This is a genomic window from Salipiger sp. CCB-MM3 (genome assembly GCF_001687105.1).
Classification (GTDB): Bacteria; Pseudomonadota; Alphaproteobacteria; order Rhodobacterales; family Rhodobacteraceae; genus Salipiger.
Map to the genome: position 1 here is coordinate 2474146 of NZ_CP014595.1, position 18527 is coordinate 2492672.

At 65.4% G+C, this 18527-nt stretch carries 17 protein-coding genes; 2 read left to right on the forward strand and 15 right to left on the reverse strand.

The genetic code is table 11. The annotated features are described in order from the left end of the window. Positions 1-256: 256 nt before the first annotated feature. The 13 genes from AYJ57_RS11945 to AYJ57_RS12005 all read right to left on the reverse strand — a co-directional run bounded on the left by AYJ57_RS11945 (position 257) and on the right by AYJ57_RS12005 (position 13303). Positions 257-829, reverse strand: a complete 573-nt coding sequence (locus tag AYJ57_RS11945; RefSeq protein ID WP_066105444.1) for a CvpA family protein — start codon at positions 827-829, stop codon at positions 257-259. Positions 830-874: 45 nt separating this feature from the next. Further along, positions 875-2242 (reverse strand): DNA repair protein RadA, encoded by a 1368-nt coding sequence (gene radA, locus AYJ57_RS11950; protein ID WP_066107038.1) that lies wholly within the window; start codon positions 2240-2242, stop codon positions 875-877. 189 nt (positions 2243-2431) lie between these two features. Further along, on the reverse strand, positions 2432-3229 hold the full coding sequence (locus AYJ57_RS11955; RefSeq protein WP_066105446.1) for a DNA repair protein: 798 nt from the start codon (positions 3227-3229) through the stop codon (positions 2432-2434). A 256-nt stretch (positions 3230-3485) separates the two neighbouring features. Beyond that, the gene (locus AYJ57_RS11960) at positions 3486-3944 is read right to left on the reverse strand and encodes a paraquat-inducible protein A (RefSeq protein WP_066105449.1); all 459 of its coding nucleotides are present in this window, start codon (positions 3942-3944) and stop codon (positions 3486-3488) included. Positions 3945-4060: 116 nt separating this feature from the next. Then, entirely contained in the window at positions 4061-4450 is a 390-nt protein-coding gene (locus tag AYJ57_RS11965) for a hypothetical protein (protein WP_066105452.1), read from the reverse strand. Further along, positions 4447-5202: an ABC transporter ATP-binding protein gene (locus AYJ57_RS11970; RefSeq protein ID WP_066105455.1), complete on the reverse strand. Its 756-nt coding sequence runs from the start codon at positions 5200-5202 to the stop codon at positions 4447-4449. The genes AYJ57_RS11965 and AYJ57_RS11970 overlap by 4 nt, the downstream gene beginning before the upstream one ends. Further along, on the reverse strand, positions 5199-6005 hold the full coding sequence (locus tag AYJ57_RS11975; RefSeq protein ID WP_066105458.1) for an MlaE family ABC transporter permease: 807 nt from the start codon (positions 6003-6005) through the stop codon (positions 5199-5201). The genes AYJ57_RS11970 and AYJ57_RS11975 overlap by 4 nt, the downstream gene beginning before the upstream one ends. Beyond that, the gene (gene alr / locus AYJ57_RS11980; RefSeq protein WP_066105461.1) at positions 6002-7039 is read right to left on the reverse strand and encodes an alanine racemase; all 1038 of its coding nucleotides are present in this window, start codon (positions 7037-7039) and stop codon (positions 6002-6004) included. The genes AYJ57_RS11975 and alr overlap by 4 nt, the downstream gene beginning before the upstream one ends. A 232-nt stretch (positions 7040-7271) precedes the next feature. Then, positions 7272-8759 (reverse strand): replicative DNA helicase, encoded by a 1488-nt coding sequence (locus AYJ57_RS11985; RefSeq protein WP_066107040.1) that lies wholly within the window; start codon positions 8757-8759, stop codon positions 7272-7274. Positions 8760-9033: 274 nt separating this feature from the next. Continuing rightward, complete coding sequence (locus AYJ57_RS11990; RefSeq protein WP_066105464.1) at positions 9034-9711, reverse strand: orotate phosphoribosyltransferase; 678 nt, start codon at positions 9709-9711, stop codon at positions 9034-9036. 183 nt (positions 9712-9894) lie between these two features. Further along, the gene (gene pyrC, locus AYJ57_RS11995) at positions 9895-10932 is read right to left on the reverse strand and encodes a dihydroorotase (RefSeq protein ID WP_066105467.1); all 1038 of its coding nucleotides are present in this window, start codon (positions 10930-10932) and stop codon (positions 9895-9897) included. 277 nt (positions 10933-11209) lie between these two features. Further along, a complete protein-coding gene (locus tag AYJ57_RS12000) occupies positions 11210-12400 on the reverse strand; it encodes a cytochrome b/b6 domain-containing protein (protein ID WP_066105470.1) in 1191 nt (396 codons plus the stop codon). A 120-nt stretch (positions 12401-12520) separates the two neighbouring features. Continuing rightward, on the reverse strand, positions 12521-13303 hold the full coding sequence (locus AYJ57_RS12005; RefSeq protein WP_066105473.1) for a hypothetical protein: 783 nt from the start codon (positions 13301-13303) through the stop codon (positions 12521-12523). Positions 13304-13428: 125 nt separating this feature from the next. Here AYJ57_RS12005 and AYJ57_RS12010 point away from each other — a divergent pair, with 125 nt between their 5' ends. Further along, the gene (locus tag AYJ57_RS12010) at positions 13429-14301 is read left to right on the forward strand and encodes a glycosyltransferase family 2 protein (protein WP_066105475.1); all 873 of its coding nucleotides are present in this window, start codon (positions 13429-13431) and stop codon (positions 14299-14301) included. A 104-nt stretch (positions 14302-14405) separates the two neighbouring features. Here AYJ57_RS12010 and AYJ57_RS12015 read toward each other — a convergent pair whose 3' ends face one another. After that, positions 14406-14948, reverse strand: a complete 543-nt coding sequence (locus AYJ57_RS12015) for a hypothetical protein (protein ID WP_066105480.1) — start codon at positions 14946-14948, stop codon at positions 14406-14408. A gap of 320 nt (positions 14949-15268) precedes the next feature. Next, positions 15269-16663, reverse strand: coding sequence for a M20/M25/M40 family metallo-hydrolase (locus AYJ57_RS12020; RefSeq protein ID WP_066105485.1), 1395 nt, complete (start codon positions 16661-16663; stop codon positions 15269-15271). A gap of 399 nt (positions 16664-17062) precedes the next feature. Between AYJ57_RS12020 and hemA the strand changes: the two genes are divergently transcribed. Further along, positions 17063-18286 carry a 5-aminolevulinate synthase gene (gene hemA, locus AYJ57_RS12025; protein ID WP_066105487.1) on the forward strand — a complete coding sequence of 408 codons (1224 nt, stop codon included), beginning with the start codon at positions 17063-17065 and terminating at the stop codon, positions 18284-18286. Positions 18287-18527 lie beyond the last annotated feature (241 nt).

Below are 18527 nucleotides of genomic sequence, written 5' to 3' on the forward strand. Positions count from 1 at the left end.
AAGGGCCTGTGTCACGGAAGCTTCGCATATGCACGCCGCGCCGCGGCAAGGCAAGGGCTGCGCTAACACTTGTGCGCGACTGCGTGATCGTAGCGTCAAGCGTGCCCCTTTCGCCACGCACGCCGTCAAGCAGGCGTCAGGGCGGGTGTCGGGGCAGGCCGCCGCGCAAGAAAAAGCCACGCCCGAAAGCGCGGCCATGTTCGTCATGTGGTCGTGTAGGCCTGATCCCAGCGCTGCCCCGCGAAGGGCCCGCGGCTCAGGCGTCGCTGCCTGCCGGTGCTTCGCAGATGCCCACCAGCTGCTCATACTGCAGGGTGATCCAACCAAGCGCCGCCTCGGGGTTCTGCTCTTCGATACGGTCGGTGAACTGCGAGAAGACCGCTGCCGAGCGCGAGTCGTCGACCATCGGGATGTCCTGCGAGGTGATCACCGTGTCGTAGACGAAGAAGGCGATCGCCACGAGCAGCACGCCGCGCGCCACGCCGAAGAGAAAGCCGAGCCCCTGATCCAGCCCGCCGAGCGCCGAGCGCTGCACGAGGCTCGAGAACACCGGGGTGAAGAGCGAGACGATCACCAGCGCCAGCGCAAAGACCGCCGCAAAGGCCGCGATGATCGAAAGCTCGCAGCTGTCTGCGAGGAAATCGCCCAGAACCGGGATTTCCTTGACCAGCGGCTGCACCTGCGGTGCGAAGATGAAGGCAAGGATCGCCGCGACGATCCAGCCGAGGATCGCCAGTGCCTCACGCACCAGCCCGCGCGAGTAGGCGAGCAGTGCCGACAGCACGATGACGAGCGCGACCACCCCGTCGATGATAGTGAATCCGTCCATGCGCCTCGCGCCCCTCGTCTTGTAATATCTGATCGGTGCCGCGCCTTATCCGGCGCCGAACACCTCTCCCACCAGCGTGACCAGATCGGGCATCTGACTGAGCGACATGCCGCTCTTGCCCGTGGCCTTTCCGCCTTTTGGCAGGATCGCGTTGGAAAAACCAAGTTTTTGCGCCTCTTTCAACCTGTTTTCGGTCTGGCCGACCGGGCGCAGCGCGCCAGAGAGGCTGATTTCCCCGAAAACAACGGTTTCCGGGGGCACCGCAATATCCTCGCGGGCGGAAAGCAGCGCGGCCGCAACGGCGAGATCCGCCGCCGGCTCGTTGATCTTCATGCCGCCCGCGACGTTGAGATAAACGTCGAGCCCGGCAAAGGGGATGCCGCAGCGCGCTTCGAGCACCGCTAGGATCATCGCCAGCCGCCCGCCGTCCCAGCCGACCACCGAGCGCCGCGGCTGCGATTGCGGGGTGGGGGCGACCAGTGCCTGAAACTCCACCAGCACCGGGCGGGTGCCTTCGATGCCGGAAAACACCACCGAGCCGGGGGCCGGGGTGCCGCGCTCCGAAAGGAACAGCGCCGAGGGGTTGAGCACCTCGGCAAGCCCGCCGCCGGTCATCTCGAAGACGCCGATCTCATCCGCCGGGCCGAAACGGTTCTTCACCGAGCGCAGGATGCGGAACTGGTGGCCACGCTCGCCTTCGAAATAGAGCACCGTGTCGACCATATGCTCGACCACCCGCGGCCCGGCGATCTGCCCGTCCTTGGTGACATGGCCGACCATGATCACCGAGGTGCCGTGGCGCTTGGCGAAGGTGGTCAGCTCATGGGCGGCGGCGCGCACCTGCGCCACCGAACCGGGCGCCGATGCGACATTGTCCACCCACATGGTCTGGATCGAGTCGACGATCACCAGCCCGGGCTTTTCCGCCTCCAGCGTGGTGAGAATGTCGCGCAGGTTGGTCTCGGCAGCCAATTGCACCGGCGCTTCGGCGAGCCCCAGACGCTGGGCGCGCATACGCACCTGCGCGCGCGCCTCTTCGCCCGAGGCGTAGATCACTTTTTGCCCGGCGCGCGAGAAGGCCGCGGCCGCTTGCAGCAGCAGGGTGGATTTGCCGATGCCCGGATCGCCGCCCACCAGAATGGCCGAGCCCGGCACCAGCCCGCCGCCCAGCACCCGGTCAAGCTCGTCGATCTTTGAGGCGGTGCGCGGCGGCGCGGCCTCGGTGGTGGCGAGATCCGAGAGGGCCACCTTGCGGCCCCGCGTTGCGCCAAGCGCCTTGCCCGAGGGGCCCTGCGACAGCGGCACCTCTTCGGTGATGGTGTTCCATTCTCCGCAGGCATCGCACCGCCCCGACCATTTCGAGGTGATGTTGCCGCAGGACTGACAGACGAAATTCGGGGATGCTTTGGCCATGCGCGGTTTCTGCCCGCTTGCCGCGCCCTGCGCAAGCGCTGGCATGTGGGGCCAAGATCTTCTTCTCTTTGAAAATAGGCCGGGGGTGAATGCGGCGCAGCCGCAGAGGGGGCAGCGCCCCCGTTTTTATTCGCGACTTTGAAGTGAGGGGTCATGGTCCGGCGGGGGCATCGCCCCCACCGCCACAGATCATTCCGCTGCGCGCGGCAGGGTCACGACGCGATCGGGCTGCGGCGCCTCGATCTCTTCGGGCGCAGGGCCGTCAAGGCTGACGGTCGCTTCAGGCAGGATCTCAGGCAGGATGTCCTCAAGCTCGTCCACCAGCCGCGCCAGCTGCGCCTGCGCGATCGACTCGTCCATCTCCAACCGGTCGTGCCAGCGCCGAATCTCGACGGCAGCGGCCTTGGCCTTCTCGATGCGCTGGTTGAAATCCTCGACCTCCTGCTGCCGCGCGATGAGAAAGTCCTTCGCGCGCTCGACGTTACGGTCGGAATAGGTGCGGGCAAGATCGCGCGAGACATGGCTCATCTGCGCCGCCACTTCGAGCACGGAAGGCTCGAGCTCAGCCAGATCGGGGTGATCGCGCAGATAGGCGATGCGCTCCCGCACCGAATCGAATTCGGATTGAAGCTTGAACGCCCCCTCGCGGTCGGCGCGATGCGACATCGTATAGGCGCGGGCGATATCGCGCATGCCGATCTGAAACGATCGGTGCGAACGCTCCAGCGCCATCACATGCGCCGCGTTGGGCAAAAAGGACATCAGGACGAGGGCAATACCAGCAAGAGTGCATTGGACCCAGAGCCCCGCGTTCTCAACCGGTTGACCGCCGAGACTGAGATCGATCTCAAGCCAGGGCGCGAGCCCGGCCAGAGCGGCACCTGTCCAGATGAGTAGAGCAAGACCGACAACACCTACAGTGATGAATGCCAGCCTTTGCAGGATGTAGTGCAGGGCAAGACCTGCGTCGCGAAGTTGGGACACCATGCGGGGACTCCCAAGAAAAAGCCAAAGAATGAACCGTTTGTGATTAGAATAGGTCGAGTGTACCGAAAGGAGAGAAAAAAGTTAACTTTAATGAGATGTCGGGGTTCAGGGCGAACAATCCAAGTGGCAGAATTGCAATTGTTCCCAAAAAACTTTGCTGTTCAGGCCTCTAAAAGGCATGTTTCATGCAGTTCTTGCGAAGAAATTTAGCCTGAGTTTTTTTCTCGGATTGAATGCGAAAAATTTTCAGATTTTCTCACTCGGCGGCGTGTGAAGGCGCTTCGAGGAGCCTTTTGCGGCTCTCGCAGAGCCCGACCAGCAGCGACGCGAGGACACAGAATGTGAAGAGATAGAGGCCCCAGCCGGTCTCGATCCGTCCCACGCCCATGCCCTTGATCAGCGTCACATAGACCGCCACCAGAAAGATGTCGGCCATCGCCAGCTTGCCCAAAGCGTTGATCAGCGGCAGATGCTTTCGGGGCAGGTGGCCGAATTGGATTAGCGCGAGGCCGCCCAGTTTCAGCATCGGCGCGACCAGCGCAAAGACCACCACCACCAGCGCAAGAAAGATGTCGCTGCGCCGGAGCACCGCGATGCCAGACAGCACGCTGATTTCCGACAGGCTGAAGAGCGGCAGCAGCCCGGCGCGCATCAGCGGCGCGGTCCAAGCGATGGGGTAAAGCACGAAGAGCGCGAGATTGGCGTATTTCAGCATGGGCAACCGAGGGCTACGGGAAGACAGGGAAGACAGGGGGGGCGCTGCCCCCTCTGCGGCTGCGCCGCATTCACCCCCGGCGTATTTGGAAAGAGAAGAAGGCGAGGAGGCGCGGCTCAGATGTAATGGGTGGCGAGCCAGAGGCCAAGGAGGGCGAGGACCAGCAGCAGGTGCAAAGCATCGATCCAGCGCCAGCGGCGGCCGCCGAGAAAGGCGCTGAGCGCGAGCGGGGCCGAGGCGATCAGCAGGGCGGGCAGCCCCTGACTGAGGGCCAGCGCGTGCGACAGCGGCGGGTAGAGCGGATTTTGCGTGAGTTGCAGCGCCGGCGCGAGACCGGCGTAAAGCACCAGCGCAGCCATCAGCAGCGAGGGCAGGGCCGCAAGCTGCGCCGGGCCGCGGGCCACCAGCGCGCGCAGCAGCGACAGAAGCGCCAGAACCGCAGGATAGCCAAAGCTCTTCAGCAGGATGAAAGAGAGCAGCAGCGGCGTGGGTTCGAAAAGGCTCATCGCACGGCCTCAATGGGGCCGTCGGCGCGGCCATGGATGAATTGCTGCAGGTAAGGGTCTGTGGCACCGTCCATCTCGCCGACCGGCCCGCTCCAGTGGATCGTGCCCGCATGCAGCATGGCGACCTGATCGGCGATGGCGCGCACCGAGCTCATGTCATGGGTGATGGTCAGCGCGGTGGCGCCCATCTCGGTGACGATCTCGCGGATCAACGCGTTGATCACCCCGGCCATGATCGGGTCGAGACCGGTGGTCGGCTCGTCGAAAAAGATGATCTCGGGGTCGGCGGCGATGGCGCGCGCGAGGCCGACGCGCTTTTGCATGCCGCCCGACAGTTCGGCGGGCAGGCGGTCGGCGACTTCGGGGCCGAGGCCGACCCGGGCGAGCTTGGCGATGGCGATCTCGCGCGCCTCACGGCGCGGGCGGCGCTGCGGGCCGCGGAGCAGGCGGAAGGCGACGTTCTGCCAGACCGGCAGCGAGTCGAAGAGCGCGGCGCCCTGAAACAGCATCCCGAAGCGCGGCATCAGCGCGTCGCGGGCACCGCGAGTTCCTTGGGTGACATCCTGCCCGTCCACCTCGATGCGCCCGCTGTCGGAGGTGGTGAGGCCGAGGATGCATTTGAGCAGCACGGACTTGCCGGTGCCCGAGCCGCCGATGATCACCATCGAGCTTCCCTTGGGCACAGCGAGGTCGACGCCGCGCAGCACGGGCGTTCCGTCAAAGCTCTTGTGCAGGTTCTGAAGACTGATCATGCCGAGAAGAACACCCCCGTGAGCAAAAAGTTCGCCGCGAGAATGAGGATTGCCGCCGCTTCGACCGAGGATTTGGTGGCGCGCCCGACGCCCTGCGCGCCGCGGCCCGAATGCATGCCGTAATAGCACCCCAGCAGCGCGGCGATGCCGCCAAAGGCCGCGCCCTTGGCAAGCGAGGAGAACACATCCAGCGGCTCGAGGAAATCGAGCGTGTTCTTGAGGTAGGCCACCGGGGTAAAGCCGAGCGAGCTTGTGGCCACCGCGTAGCCGCCGGCGATGCCGATGACATCGCCCACCGCGACCAGCAGCGGCACGGTCAGCAGCGCCGCCAGCAGGCGCGGCGCGACGAGGTATTTCATCGGATCGGTGGAGAGCGTGACCAGCGCGTCGATCTGCTCGGTGACTTTCATCGTGGCGATCTCGGCGGCGATCGAAGAGGTCACGCGGGCGGCGATCATCAGCCCGACCAGCACCGGGCCGAGTTCGCGCACCATGCCGATGGCGACGATCTGCGGCACCACCGCCTCGGCGTTGAAACGCGCACCGCCGGAGTAAATCTGTAGCGCCAGCGCGCCGCCGGTGAAGATCGCCGTCATGCCCACCACGGGCAGCGACAGCCAGCCGATGTGCAGCAGGGCCTGCAGAACCTCGCGGCCATAGAACGGCGGGCGCAGAATATGGCTGAGCGCCGATAGACCAAAGAGCGTCAGCCGCCCGGCAGAGGCCAGGCCGCGCAGCACCGCGCGCCCAAGCGCGCCGAGCGCAGCGATCACCGGCGCGGCGATGGCGGCGCCAAGGCTCATCCGCCGCGGTAGACCCGCGCGTAGCGGTTGCCGAGCGAGGTGAGGATCTCGTAGCCGATGGTGTCGATATGGCGCGCCAGATGGTCGACGGTCTGATGCGGGCCGAGCAGTTCCAGCGTTTCCGGCACCTGCTCGACGGCGGTCACATCGACGGTGATCAGGTCCATAGAGATGCGGCCCAGCAGCTTGCAGCGGGTCTCGCCAGCCCAGAGGTAGGTCTTGGGCGCAAGCGCGCGGATCAGGCCGTCGGCGTAACCGGCAGAGATCGTCGCGACCTTCATCGGCGAGCGCGCCACAAAGGCGTTGCCATAGCCCACCGACTCGCCGGTCTGCACCTCGCGGGTTTGGATCACCGGGATGTGCAGCGCGGCGACACGATGCGCCTCTTTGAAGGGCAGGCCGCCATAGAGCCCGATGCCGGGGCGGGTGACGTCGAAATGATAATCCTTGCCCAGCAGGATGCCGCCCGTGGCCGACAGCGAGCGCGGCGCGTCCAGCCCCTCGGTCATTTCACGGAAGTTGCGCAGCTGATGGGCGTTCATCCCGTGGTTCGGCTCGTCGGCGCAGGCCAGATGCGACATGATCAGCCGCGGCTTTTGCTTCATCGCCGTGTCACGCAGGGCCAGCCACTCGTCGGCCTCGAGCCCCAGCCGGTTCATGCCGCTGTCAAGCTGGACGCCGAAGGGATGGCCGGGAAGGCTTTCGGCGTGGCGCAGCATCTGCTCGATGGAGTTGATCATCGGGGTCAGCGCCGCGTCGCGGATGAGCGCCGCATCGCCCGCCATATGGCCGCCGAAGACGTTGATCTCGGGACCCTGGCCAAGTGCCTTGCGCAGGTCCGCGCCTTCCTCGCAGGTGGCGACGAAGAACCGCCGCGCGCCTTCGCGCGCCAGCATCGGCGCGACGCGATCAGCGCCGAGACCGTAGGAGTTTGCCTTGACCACGGCGCCGGTCTCGCAATCGGAGAGGGCGTCGAGGGTGCGCCAGTTGGCGCGGATCGCATCGAGATCGATGGTGAGCTGTGCCTGTGCCATGGCGCGTTGATTGCCGCGCGGGCAGGGGGCGTCAAGAGGGAAAGCGCCGAAGTCGGGCGCGAGGTGGTCCTGCTGTGGGGGCAGGGCCTCTGGCGCGGGCAGGCGGGGGGCTGGCGCGGGGGGCAGGCAGGCGGGGCGGGCCGGAGAGTGGGCGTGGCGAGCCAAGGCCCTGCGGGGGTTTCACACCCCCGCACCCCCGTGGGATATTTTTGCCAAGAGGAAGAGGCGGCCCTTAGAAGTTGTCGCCTTCGCCGTTCTGCCAAGGACGCACGAGGTTGCCGAAGCGGGTGAATCGGCCCTCGAAGCTCAGCTCGACGGTGCCAATCGGGCCGTGACGCTGCTTGCCGATGATCACCTCGGCCTTGCCGTGCAGGCGCTCCATGCGTTCCTGCCAGGCGGCCATTTCGTCGAGCCGGTCGTCCGAGGGTTTTTCGCGCTCCACGTAATATTCCTCGCGGAACACGAACATCACCACGTCGGCGTCCTGTTCGATCGAGCCCGATTCCCGCAGGTCCGACAGCTGCGGGCGTTTGTCGTCGCGGCTTTCCACCTGACGCGAGAGCTGTGACAGGGCGATCACCGGGATGTTGAGCTCCTTGGCGATGGCCTTGAGGCCCATCGAAATCTCGGCGATCTCGTTGACGCGGTTCTCGGCGGTGCCGCGCACCAGCTGCAGGTAGTCGACCATCAGCACGTCGAGACCATGGGTTCGCTTCAGGCGCCGCGCACGGGCGGCAAGCTGGGCGATCGGGATGGCCGGCGTGTCGTCGATGAACAGCGGGCAGGCCTCGAGGCTCTTTGCCGCGTCGACGAAGCGGCGGAACTCGGTCTCGGTCATGTCGCCGCGGCGGATCTGCTCGGAGGGCACTTCTGCGGCTTCCGAGAGGATACGCGCGGCCAGCTGCTCGGCGCTCATTTCGAGCGAGTAGAAGCCGACAACGCCGCCCTCTATCGCGCCTTCGGTGCCGTCGGGGCGGGTGCCCTTCTTGTAGGCCTTGGCGATGTTGAAGGCGATGTTGGTGGCCAGCGAGGTCTTACCCATCGAGGGGCGCCCGGCGAGGATCAGAAGGTCCGACGGGTGCAGGCCGCCGAGTTTTTTGTCCATGTCGATAAGACCGGTGGAGACGCCAGCCAGCCCGCCCTCGCGCTGATAGGCGGCGTTGGCGACGTTTACCGCATCGGTCACGGCGCGCAGGAACGACTGGAAGCCGCCCTCGGTCTGGCCCTGTTCGGCCAGCTTGTAGAGCGCCTGCTCGGCCTGCACGATCTGTTCGCGCGGCTCGGATTTCACGTCGACCTTGGTGGCGCGGGCCGAGATATCGCGGCCCAATCCGATGAGATCGCGGCGCACCGCCAGATCGTAGATCATCTGCGCGTAGTCGCGCACGGCAAAGCTCGAGACCGCGGCGCCAGCGAGGCGGGCCAGATAGGCCGGACCGCCCAGTTCCTTGAGGCCCTCGTCGTCTTCCATAAACGCCTTCAGCGTCACCGGGGACGCGAGGTTGTTCTTGGCGATCCGCGCTGCGGCGATCTCGAAGATACGGCGGTGCACCGGGTCGTAGAAATGCTGCGGGCCGAGGATGGCCGCGACCCGGTCGTAGACATCGTTGTTGGTCAGGATCGCGCCCAGCAGTTGCTGCTCGGCCTCGATCGAATGCGGCATCGTGTCAGCCTGCTCGACCTCGACGCCCGTGGCGTTGAATACGCTGTGATCGTTCATGCCTGTCCCCTTGGCCCATGTCGCCATGGTCCGACGTCTTTTTGTCCCTTTGATGTCCCGCTGGCTCCCCCGAGTCCCGCAGGTTCAAGCGTCATAGCGCGCCGCGGGTCGCGGACCAATCTGGAAATCTCTGTGGACTATTTCGGGATAACCGGAAATGGGCCCGGCGCCCGGTTCTGCTCGTGAAGATATCGTAGCAGGATCGCGGGGTTTCGCAACATTTGGTGCGATGTGCCGGGCGAAGAGGCTGGCCCTTCGCCCGAAGAAAATGCGCTTATGCGCCGTTTTCCGCCTGCCATTTGCGCGGGTCTTCGAGGAAGGCCTCGACCGCCGCCAGCGTCGCGGGCTCGAAGCCGCCGCGCTCCTTGGCCTCGGCCAGCACATCGTGCCAGGTGCAGAGGTAGTGCAGGTCGACCCCGTGATCGCCGAGCGTCTTCGTGGTCTCGGGGAAGATGCCGTAGTAGAAGATCACCGCGGTATGGGCGCAGGTGGCGCCGGTCTCGCGGATCGCGTCGACGAAGCTGAGCTTGGAGCCGCCGTCGGTGGTCAGATCCTCGACCAGCAGCACGCGCTGGCCCTCGGTCATCTTGCCTTCGATGCGGGCGTTGCGGCCATAGCCTTTGGGCTTCTTGCGCACATAGGTCATCGGCAGCGCCATGCGCTCGGCCACCAGTGCGGCGAAGGGGATGCCCGCGGTCTCGCCGCCGGCGATGTTGTCGAAGGCCTCGAAGCCGGCGTTGCGCATGACGGTGACGGTCAGGAAATCCATCAGCGTCGAGCGGATGCGCGGGTGCGAGATCGGCGTCCGGCAGTCGATGTAGACGGGCGAGGGCAGTCCCGAGGCCAGCTTGAAGGGCGCGTCGCCCATGAAATGCACCGCGCCAATCTCCCAGAGCATCCGGGCCGTCAGCCGGGCCATTTCTTCTTGCGAGGGATAGGACGAGGGGATCATGGGGCAGCTCCTTTGAAAACCGCGCCCGCCTTAGCGCGAAATTTCGGGGTCGGGAAGGGCGCAGAGCGCTCAACCCAGCGTTTTCATCTTTCCCGAATACTCCGGGGGTGCGGGGGCAGCGCCCCCCGTCGTGCACAGCACGACAAACCAGAAGTGAGTGCGGGGGCAGCGCCCCCGCTGGCCTTAGTCCTCGACCCGCCAGTGCAGCGGCATGCCGGGATCAAAGACGGTCACCGGCCCGGCACCGGTCTCGATCTTGCCGGGGTATGTGACGGGCGCGCCCTTGGTCAGGGTCACGACCTCTTCGCTCACCGGCAGGCGGTAGAAGGCCGGGCCATTGCGCGAGGCGAAGGCCTCGAGCTTGTCCAGCGCGCCGTCCTGTTCAAAGACCTCGGCGAGGATCGACAGCGTATTGGTGGCGGTGAAGCAACCCGCGCAGCCACAGGCGCTTTCCTTGGCCGGATCAGCATGGGGCGCGCTGTCGGTGCCGAGGAAGAAGCTGGCATCCCCGGAGGTCGCGGCGTCGCGCAGGGCCAGCCGGTGCTCTTCGCGCTTGGCGACGGGCAGGCAGTAGTAATGCGGCTTGATGCCACCAACGAGGATGTGGTTGCGGTTGATCACCAGATGGTGCGTGGTGATCGTCGCGCCCAGATCGTCGCCATCGGCGCGGGCGTAATCGACGCCCTGCTTGGTGGTGATATGCTCCATGACCACGCGCAGACCGGGCGTGCTGCGGCGGATCGGATCGAGCACGCGGTCGATGAACACCGCCTCGCGGTCAAAGATGTCGATGTCGTTGTCCACCACTTCGCCGTGCACGCAAAGCGGGATGCCGCGCTCGGCCATCAGCTCGAGCACCGGGCGGACCTTGTCGAAATCGCGCACGCCCGAGGCAGAGTTGGTGGTGGCGCCTGCGGGGTAGAGTTTCAGCGCGGTGATCAGCCCGCTCTCATGCGCCGCCGCCACATCCGCCGGATCGGTGGTCTCCGTGAGGTAAAGCGTCATCAGCGGGGTGAAATCGCTGCCTTCGGGCAGGGCCTTGAGGATGCGCTCGCGGTAGGCGGCGGCGTCATCTCCGGTCACCACCGGCGGCACGAGGTTGGGCATGATGATCGCCCGGCCGAAGTGGCGGGCGGATTCGGGGGCGATGCCGGCCAGCATCTCGCCATCGCGGAGGTGCAGGTGCCAGTCGTCGGGGCGGCGGATCGTGATCTGGGTCATGCGCGCGGAGTACCACGGCGCCGCGGTCTGGGCCAGATACCTTGCGCGGCCTTGCCAGTGCTTTGTGACACACCGAGTGCCTGAGAGAGTGCCTGGCGGAGCGGCAGGAGGGGGCGCTGCCCCCGTCCGCTGTCGCGGACTCCCCCGGCGTATTTTTAAAGAGAAGAAGCAGGGGTCAGTGCAGGGGCCTTCTTCTCTTTCCAAATACGCATGGCGCGCCATGGCGGCCGGGCGGGGCGGCACCGGGTGGGGCGCCGCGCCGGGTTTTCAAAGGTCTTCAGTTTTTTGTGGCGGTGAGTGCCACATCGACCGCGACCTCGAAGCTCAGCTGGTCGGGGTCGTTCATGCTGCCGCCGATCTCATAGTTGCGGCGGTCGAGCGTGGTGCTGCCCTGCATTGTGGCCGTGCCATTCTCCAGCGTCAGATCGAAGGGCAGGGTGACCGGCACCTCAGCGCCTTTGAGCGTCAGAGTGCCCTGGGCCTCATAGCCGCTGTCTGCGCGCAGGATATCGGCGGTGAAAGTGGCGGTGGGGTAGTCTTCGGCGTTGAAGAAATCCGCGCCCAGAGCCTGTTTGCTGACCGAGCCGAGGGTTAGCGTCGGGATGGCGATCTGCACGGTGACCTCGCCTGCCTTGCCCGGGGTCTCGCGCGGTTCGAAGGCGATCTCTGCGGTCCAATCGGCAAAGCTGCCCTCGATCTTCTTGCCCATCTGCACAAGGCTGATGGCAAGCGTGCCCTCGGTGACCTGCCAGTCGGACTGGGCCTCGGCCAGTTGCGGCGCGGCGGAGGTCTCTTCGGTGCTGAACATGCCAGCCGCCGCGCCGCCGCCGATCACCGCCACCCAAGCGGCGAGGGCGAGGGCCACCGGGCGCAGCACCACATGCGACGCGCCATGGCTGCCGCCCTCGGCGCCGCGCAGCATGCGCGCCAGCGTGCCGTCACGGTCGATCACCGCGTGTTTCAGCGCCCCGGCCACATGCAGCGCCAGCGCCGCGACCAGCAGCCATTGCGCCAGAAAGTGCACCGAGGCGGCGGTTTCGGCGACGCTGTCGGAGTTTGGCACGAAGGGCAGGTCCTGACCGAAGGGCCAGAGGATCGGTGCGAAGCCTTCGGTAGCGGCATGTTCGATCCAGCCCGACAGCGGCACGATCACCAGCGTCGAGTAAAGCAGCCAGTGCACGCTTTCTGCCGCCAGCACTTCGGCGCGGCGCTCGGGGTGCAGCGGCGCGGGTTTGGTCTGGGTCAGCGCCCAGAGGATGCGGAAGAGCGCGATGAAGAACAGCGCGACGCCGATGGTCTTATGCGCCGAGAAGAGCTGCGCTTTCACGGCGAGTTGCGCCTCAGTCTCCCACGGCGCGAAATGGGCGATCCAGCCCAGCGGGATCATGATCAGGATGCCGAGCGCGGTCAGCCAGTGCAGACTGCGCGTGACGGCGCCATAGGCGGTCTTGGTGTTGGCGAGGGACATCAGGGTCTCCGGGGCTCGGGAAGCGGGTTTGGGGCTCGGGAAGCGGCTTTCCGGAAGATCGGCGATGCCGCGGCGCAGCGCAATTTGCACGGATGCACAGATCCCGTGCGCGCCGTTCGTTCAAGCCTCGTAGCTGTAGCCGAGCGCCGCCTCCAGCGGCAGATCAAGGCGGCTGCGCAGGAAGGCGAGGTCCGCCTCGGACAGATGCGCCGGGGTCTGCGGTCGCGGCTCTTCCACGGCGGGCAGGAAGCGGCTGCCGAGGCGTTTGTGCACCGGGCGGAACGGCCCCTCGGGCGCGGGCAGGCCGAGGCTGCCCCGCAGCGCCGTCAGGAAATCTTCGGGCGCGGCCTGCACCGCCTCCAGACGGCAAAAGAGCAGCGCGCCGCCGCGGTTGAAGAAGCTCAGCAGCCCCTGCAGCTTTGCGCGGCGCAGGGCGAAAAGATCGGGGAAAGGGGCGCCGGTGAGCGGGTGGCGGTCATGTTGCAACGGCTGACCCACGCCCCCCAGCGCCGCGACTTGCGGGAAATAGCGGGGCCGGTCGGCGATGGTGGCCCATTCGGCGCGCAGAAAATCAGATAACGGCAGGCGCTGCATCTGCGCCGGGCAATGCCACGGGCGCGCATGCATCGAGCGCGCCCAATCGGCGGCATTGCGCGTCACGCACAGGATCAGCGTGTCCTGCGGGATGGCGGTCATCTGCGGGAAGCCGTGCTTCCAGCCCAGATCCTCTGTCGGGGTAAGAGGCGTGTTGCGACCGATCAGTCGTTTGAGGAAGTTGGTGCCGGAACTGCGCTCGCCAAACACCTGATAGCGGGTGATCGCGGGAGAGCGGGGGATGCCGGGCGTCTGCGGCGCGGGCAGATGGAACTGCCAGCCGGTGCTGCGGAACTCCTGCGTGATCATCTGGGCCTCGTGCTTTGCATGGCACGATAACGGCGGCGCGGTCGATTGGCGATTCTCTTTTTACCACAAGGCGCTATGCTCGGGCTTTACAGGGGCCGCCGGGGCGGCAAAGCGAGGAGACTGACATGCAGACCGTGGCCGCCGCTGTCACCATGGTGCGCGACGATAGCTTCTTTCTGGAGGCGTGGCTGCGCCATTACGGGCGTCTTTTGGGGCGTGAGAACTGCTATATCGTCAACCACGGGCGCAGCGCCGAACTGGCGGAGCTGGCGCAGGGCTGCAACCTCATCGGCATTCCCGGCGATCCGCATCCGAACTTTGACATGAAGCGCTGGCGGCTGCTCAACGGTCTGGTGAACGGGCTGCGCAGCTACTACCGGCATGTGATCGTCGGCGATGTGGACGAGTTGGTGGTGCTGGACCCGGCAGAGGGCAATCTGTTGGATTTCCTCGCGCAGCAGCCCATCCGCCGGGTGCTGACACCGGTCGGGCTGGAGGTGGTGCACCGGATCGACCGTGAACCGGCCGAGCTGACGGACAGCATCCTTGGCCCGCGCCGCCATGTGCGGCTAGCGCCGCATTATTCCAAGCCCTGCGTGCTGTCGCTGGGCACGAAGGTCGCGCGGGGCGGACACTACACGCAGGCGTCGAAACTGTTCACGCCGGAGCCGCTTTATCTTTTCCACCTAAAGTACTGCGATTTCGCGCAATATGTGGCGGCCATGGACCGGCGCAACGCGGTGACAGAGGCTGTCGGCGTCGGGGTCAAACAGGCGGCAATCGGGCGGCATTGGTTTGCCGAGGCGCGGGGCGAGGATCGGGCGCTGTTCGAAGGATTTGCCGAGCTGCCGATGCAAGAGGGGTTCGACTTAGCTCAGGTTCGGCGGCGCATGCATCGCAGTTGGGCGCCGCGCGGCGAGACTGGCTATTGGCAGTTCGACCGACCCGAGGACGCGCGGCAGTATTGTCTGCCCGACAGGTTCTTCGGCCTGTTCTGAGCCGCGCTCTGAGGGGTTCGTTAAATAGGGCGTGAGCGGTGGTCTTATCCGGCTGGTCTACTCCGGGTAGTATTCTTCGGGCCGGGGTCCCCCGGCGCGGTGGATCAGTTGCCCAGCGAGCTGAGGAACGTGGTGCCGCTGATCTCGAGGCCCGCCGGGCCGCGCACCGAGTTACCGGCGGCGAGCATCACATTGCGGGAGTTCTCATCAAGCAGGCCAAGGCCGGTTTCATAGACTTCGGCAGGCACTTGCGTCAGGACCACGGCGGCGACGATCCCGGTGACGAGGCTGAGCGAGTTGCCGCGCTCCCCGGCGCGACGACCGACGCAGCGCAGCAGGTGCATGACCGCGACCACGCCGGAGACGGCGAGCAGCGCTGCGAGCATTCCAAAGACGTAGACGTGATATTCCTGCGGCAGGCTGCCCTCGGCGAGGCTGGCTGCGATCTGGCCTTGGTTGCGGGCGACGGCGATGACGATCCCGGCCCAGACGAATCCGACGAGACCTGAAAGGATCGGGCGCTTGGCGGCGCGCGCGGTGCCGGCGGCGGTGGCCTGATGCCCGAGGCGGGCGAATTTCGGATCGACGCGCTTTACGCGGGCGTCGAAGTCGGCGTGGGTCATCTTGCGGATGGCGTAGGCTCTCATCAATTCCCAGCTCCTTCTGCCAGATTCGTGCCGGCTTTCTGCCGACCGGGGCGGTCGTGACGCTCCCGTTAGAATCGACGGTAGGAATGGATTGTGGCGAAATGTGGCGGCGAATATGGCTCGGGCTGGATATCTTCTTGGCGAAAATGGCGATCCGTTCGCGCCGCTCACCTATCCCTTCGGATGGGTGCGTCAGAGAGCCGTAAAAATAAGGGCTTTGAGATGTGTCGCCTGTCTGACAAGACGTCACTAAAATTCTTGCAAACACGGGGGTTGGCGGGGCGAAAATTCGTCGCCCCGCCGAAAATATTACCTAAATCTTAAGCAGCATTGGCCATCGCATCGAGGATCCGGGCCCAGCTGCGAATCCCTTTGTGGAAGGATTCGAGGTCGTATTTCTCGTTCGGCGAGTGCAGCTGGTCGTCGTCCTTGCCCCAGCCCACAAGCATCGCATCCATGTCGAGGATGTTCTGGAAGTAGCCAGCGATCGGGATCGAGCCGCCGCAGCCCGCATAGGCCGCCGGATCGTCCCATTCGTCGCCGAGCGCTTTGCGCGCCGCCTCAAACCCGGGGTGGGTGGTGTTCATCTCGGACGCGGGCGAGCAGCTGTGGTCCTTCCATTCGACCGAGCAGTCGGACGGCACCTGCGCCTCGACCCAGGCGCGGAAGTTCTTGCGGATCGCCTGCGGGTCCTGCGTGCCGACGAGGCGGAAGCTGATCTTGGCCGAGGCTTCGGCGGGCAGCACGGTCTTGAAACCAGCGCCGGTGTAGCCGCCCCAGATGCCGTTGATCTCGGCGGTGGGGCGCGACCAGATCATCTCGATCGGCAGGTGATCCTTCTCGCCCGCAGGCTGCGACAGGCCGACGCCGCCAAGGAAGGCCGCATCGTCGAAGTTCAGCGATTTCCACTGATCGAGGATCTCGGGCGGCAGGTCGGGCACGCCTTCATAGATCTCGGGCACCTGAATCGTGCCGTTCTCATCGAAGAGCCCGCCGAGGATCTTGGTCAGCACGCGGATCGGGTTCATCGCGACGCCGCCATACATGCCCGAGTGCAGATCCTTGTCGGCGGCCTTGATGGTCAGCTCTTCGCCCAGCAGCCCGCGCAGGCGGGTGATGATCGCCGGGGTCTTGGACTGGAACAGCCCGGTGTCGCAGATCAGCGCGATCTCGGCTTTCAGCTCTTCGGCGTTCTCCTTCATGAAGGGGATCAGCGAGGGCGAGCCGCTCTCTTCCTCGCCTTCAAAGAAGAAGGTGATCTTGCAGGGCAGGGTGCCATGCACCGTTTTCCATGCGCGGCAGGCCTCGATGAAGGTCATCAGCTGGCCCTTGTCGTCCGACGAGCCGCGGCCGCGGATGACTTTGCCCTTGGGCGTTTCCTCGATGGCCGGATCGAAGGGGTCGCGGTTCCAAAGGTTCAGCGGATCGACCGGCTGCACATCATAGTGGCCGTAGAACAGCACGTGCGGGCCCGGTCCGTCCACATGGCCCACAACCATCGGATGGCCGGGGGTGGGGCGCTTGCTGGCTTCGATGCCGATGCTGGCGAGATCGGCGACCAGCCAGTCCGCGGCCTTGTCGCAGGCGTCCTTATACTCGGGGTCGGTCGAGATCGAGGGGATTCGCAGCAGGTCCAGCAGACGATCGAGCGAGGCCGGAAGGTCGTTGTCGATTTTGCTGAGCACAGTGTCGAGAGACACGTTTTCTTGAGCCATGGGGCGCTCCTTCTTGAGAGTTGCGCGGAGCCTACCACCCGGCCCGGCACTGTCCAGAGCGCGCAGGCGGGAGGGTTTTCACGCCTCCGAGCGCAGAACGGGCGTTGAAAGCAGGGGGCAGTTGCGGGATTTCATGTGCCGCTGCGGGCGTTTCGCCGTGGGTGCGCTCGGGTCACAGGCTGCGCTGATGCGCGTCACGCGAACAGTATGGGAAACCCGACCTTGAAACATTACTCCGAAAGTCTTGATTCAAATCAAGGGCGCGACGCTTAGTCTCGTTCTAAAGCGTGGACATGGAACGCCGTGATCGGTATCCAATCCAAACCGTGAATGTGGCCCTGAGACCACATGGGCGCCGCGACAAACGCGGCCAACAATAGATGAAGGAAGGAGATACCGGTGGACTACACCGCGAAGCTCGACGAAGCCCTTGACCGCCTGCATGCCGAGGGCCGCTATCGCACCTTCATCGACATCGAACGCAAGAACGGCCGTTTCCCCCACGCGACGTGGCGCAAAGCGGACGGCAGCGAGATGCCGATCACCGTGTGGTGCGGGAATGATTACCTCGGGATGGGGCAGCACCCGGTTGTGCTGGCCGCGATGCACGAAGCCATCGACGCCACCGGCGCCGGGTCTGGCGGCACGCGCAACATCTCTGGCACCACGGTCTATCACAAGCGGCTCGAGGCTGAACTGGCCGACCTGCACCAGAAGGAGGCCGCGCTGGTCTTCTCCTCGGCCTATATCGCCAATGACGCGACGCTCTCGACGCTGCCGAAACTGTTCCCCGGCCTGATCATCTATTCGGACGAGTTGAACCACGCCTCGATGATCGAGGGCATCAAGCGCAACGGCGGTGCCAAGCGCATCTTCCGGCACAATGACGTGCAGCACCTGCGCGAGCTGATGGAAGCGGACGATCCCGCCGCGCCGAAGCTGATCGCCTTTGAATCGGTCTACTCGATGGACGGCGACTTTGGCCCGATCGAGGCGCTTTGCGATCTCGCCGACGAGTTCGGCGCGCTGACCTATCTCGACGAGGTGCACGCGGTGGGCATGTATGGCCCGCGCGGCGGCGGTGTCGCCGAGCGCGACAACCTGCTGCACCGGCTCGACATCATCAACGGCACGCTGGGCAAGGCCTTTGGCGTCTTCGGCGGCTATATCGCGGCCTCGGCGAAGATGTGTGACGCGGTGCGCTCCTACGCGCCGGGCTTTATCTTCACCACCTCGATCCCGCCTGCTGTGGCGGCAGGGGCGGCGGCGTCCATCGCGCATCTCAAGCAGGATCAGGAGTTGCGCGAGCGGCACCAGACCCAAGCGAAGATCCTCAAGCTGCGGCTCAAGGGACTTGGCATGCCGATCATCGATCACGGCTCGCACATCGTGCCGGTGATCGTCGGCAACCCGGTGCACACCAAGAAGCTGTCGGACATGCTGCTTGACGGTTTTGGCATCTATGTGCAGCCGATCAACTTCCCGACCGTGCCGCGCGGCACCGAGCGCCTGCGCTTCACCCCGTCGCCGGTGCATGGTCCCGACGAGATGGACAAGCTGGTGCGCGCCATGGACGAGCTTTGGTCGCATTGCGCGCTCAACCGTCAGGAACTCAGCGCCTGAGCGCGATCGCGTTCGGCACTAACTCAACCAATGCGGTCCCTGCGGTTTCCTAAATCGCGGGGACTTGTTTTGTTCCGGCGTTGCCACAAGTTGATTGTGGAAAACCCGCGCAGCCTGCGCAGATCAACGCCGATGTAACCCTGAAATTCTGTCATTTTAGTTGTTCTGTGCTAACCTACCATCAATAAAGGCCGCGACCCGAATCGCGAGCCCGTGATTTGGCAGGCGCAGTCTGGGACGG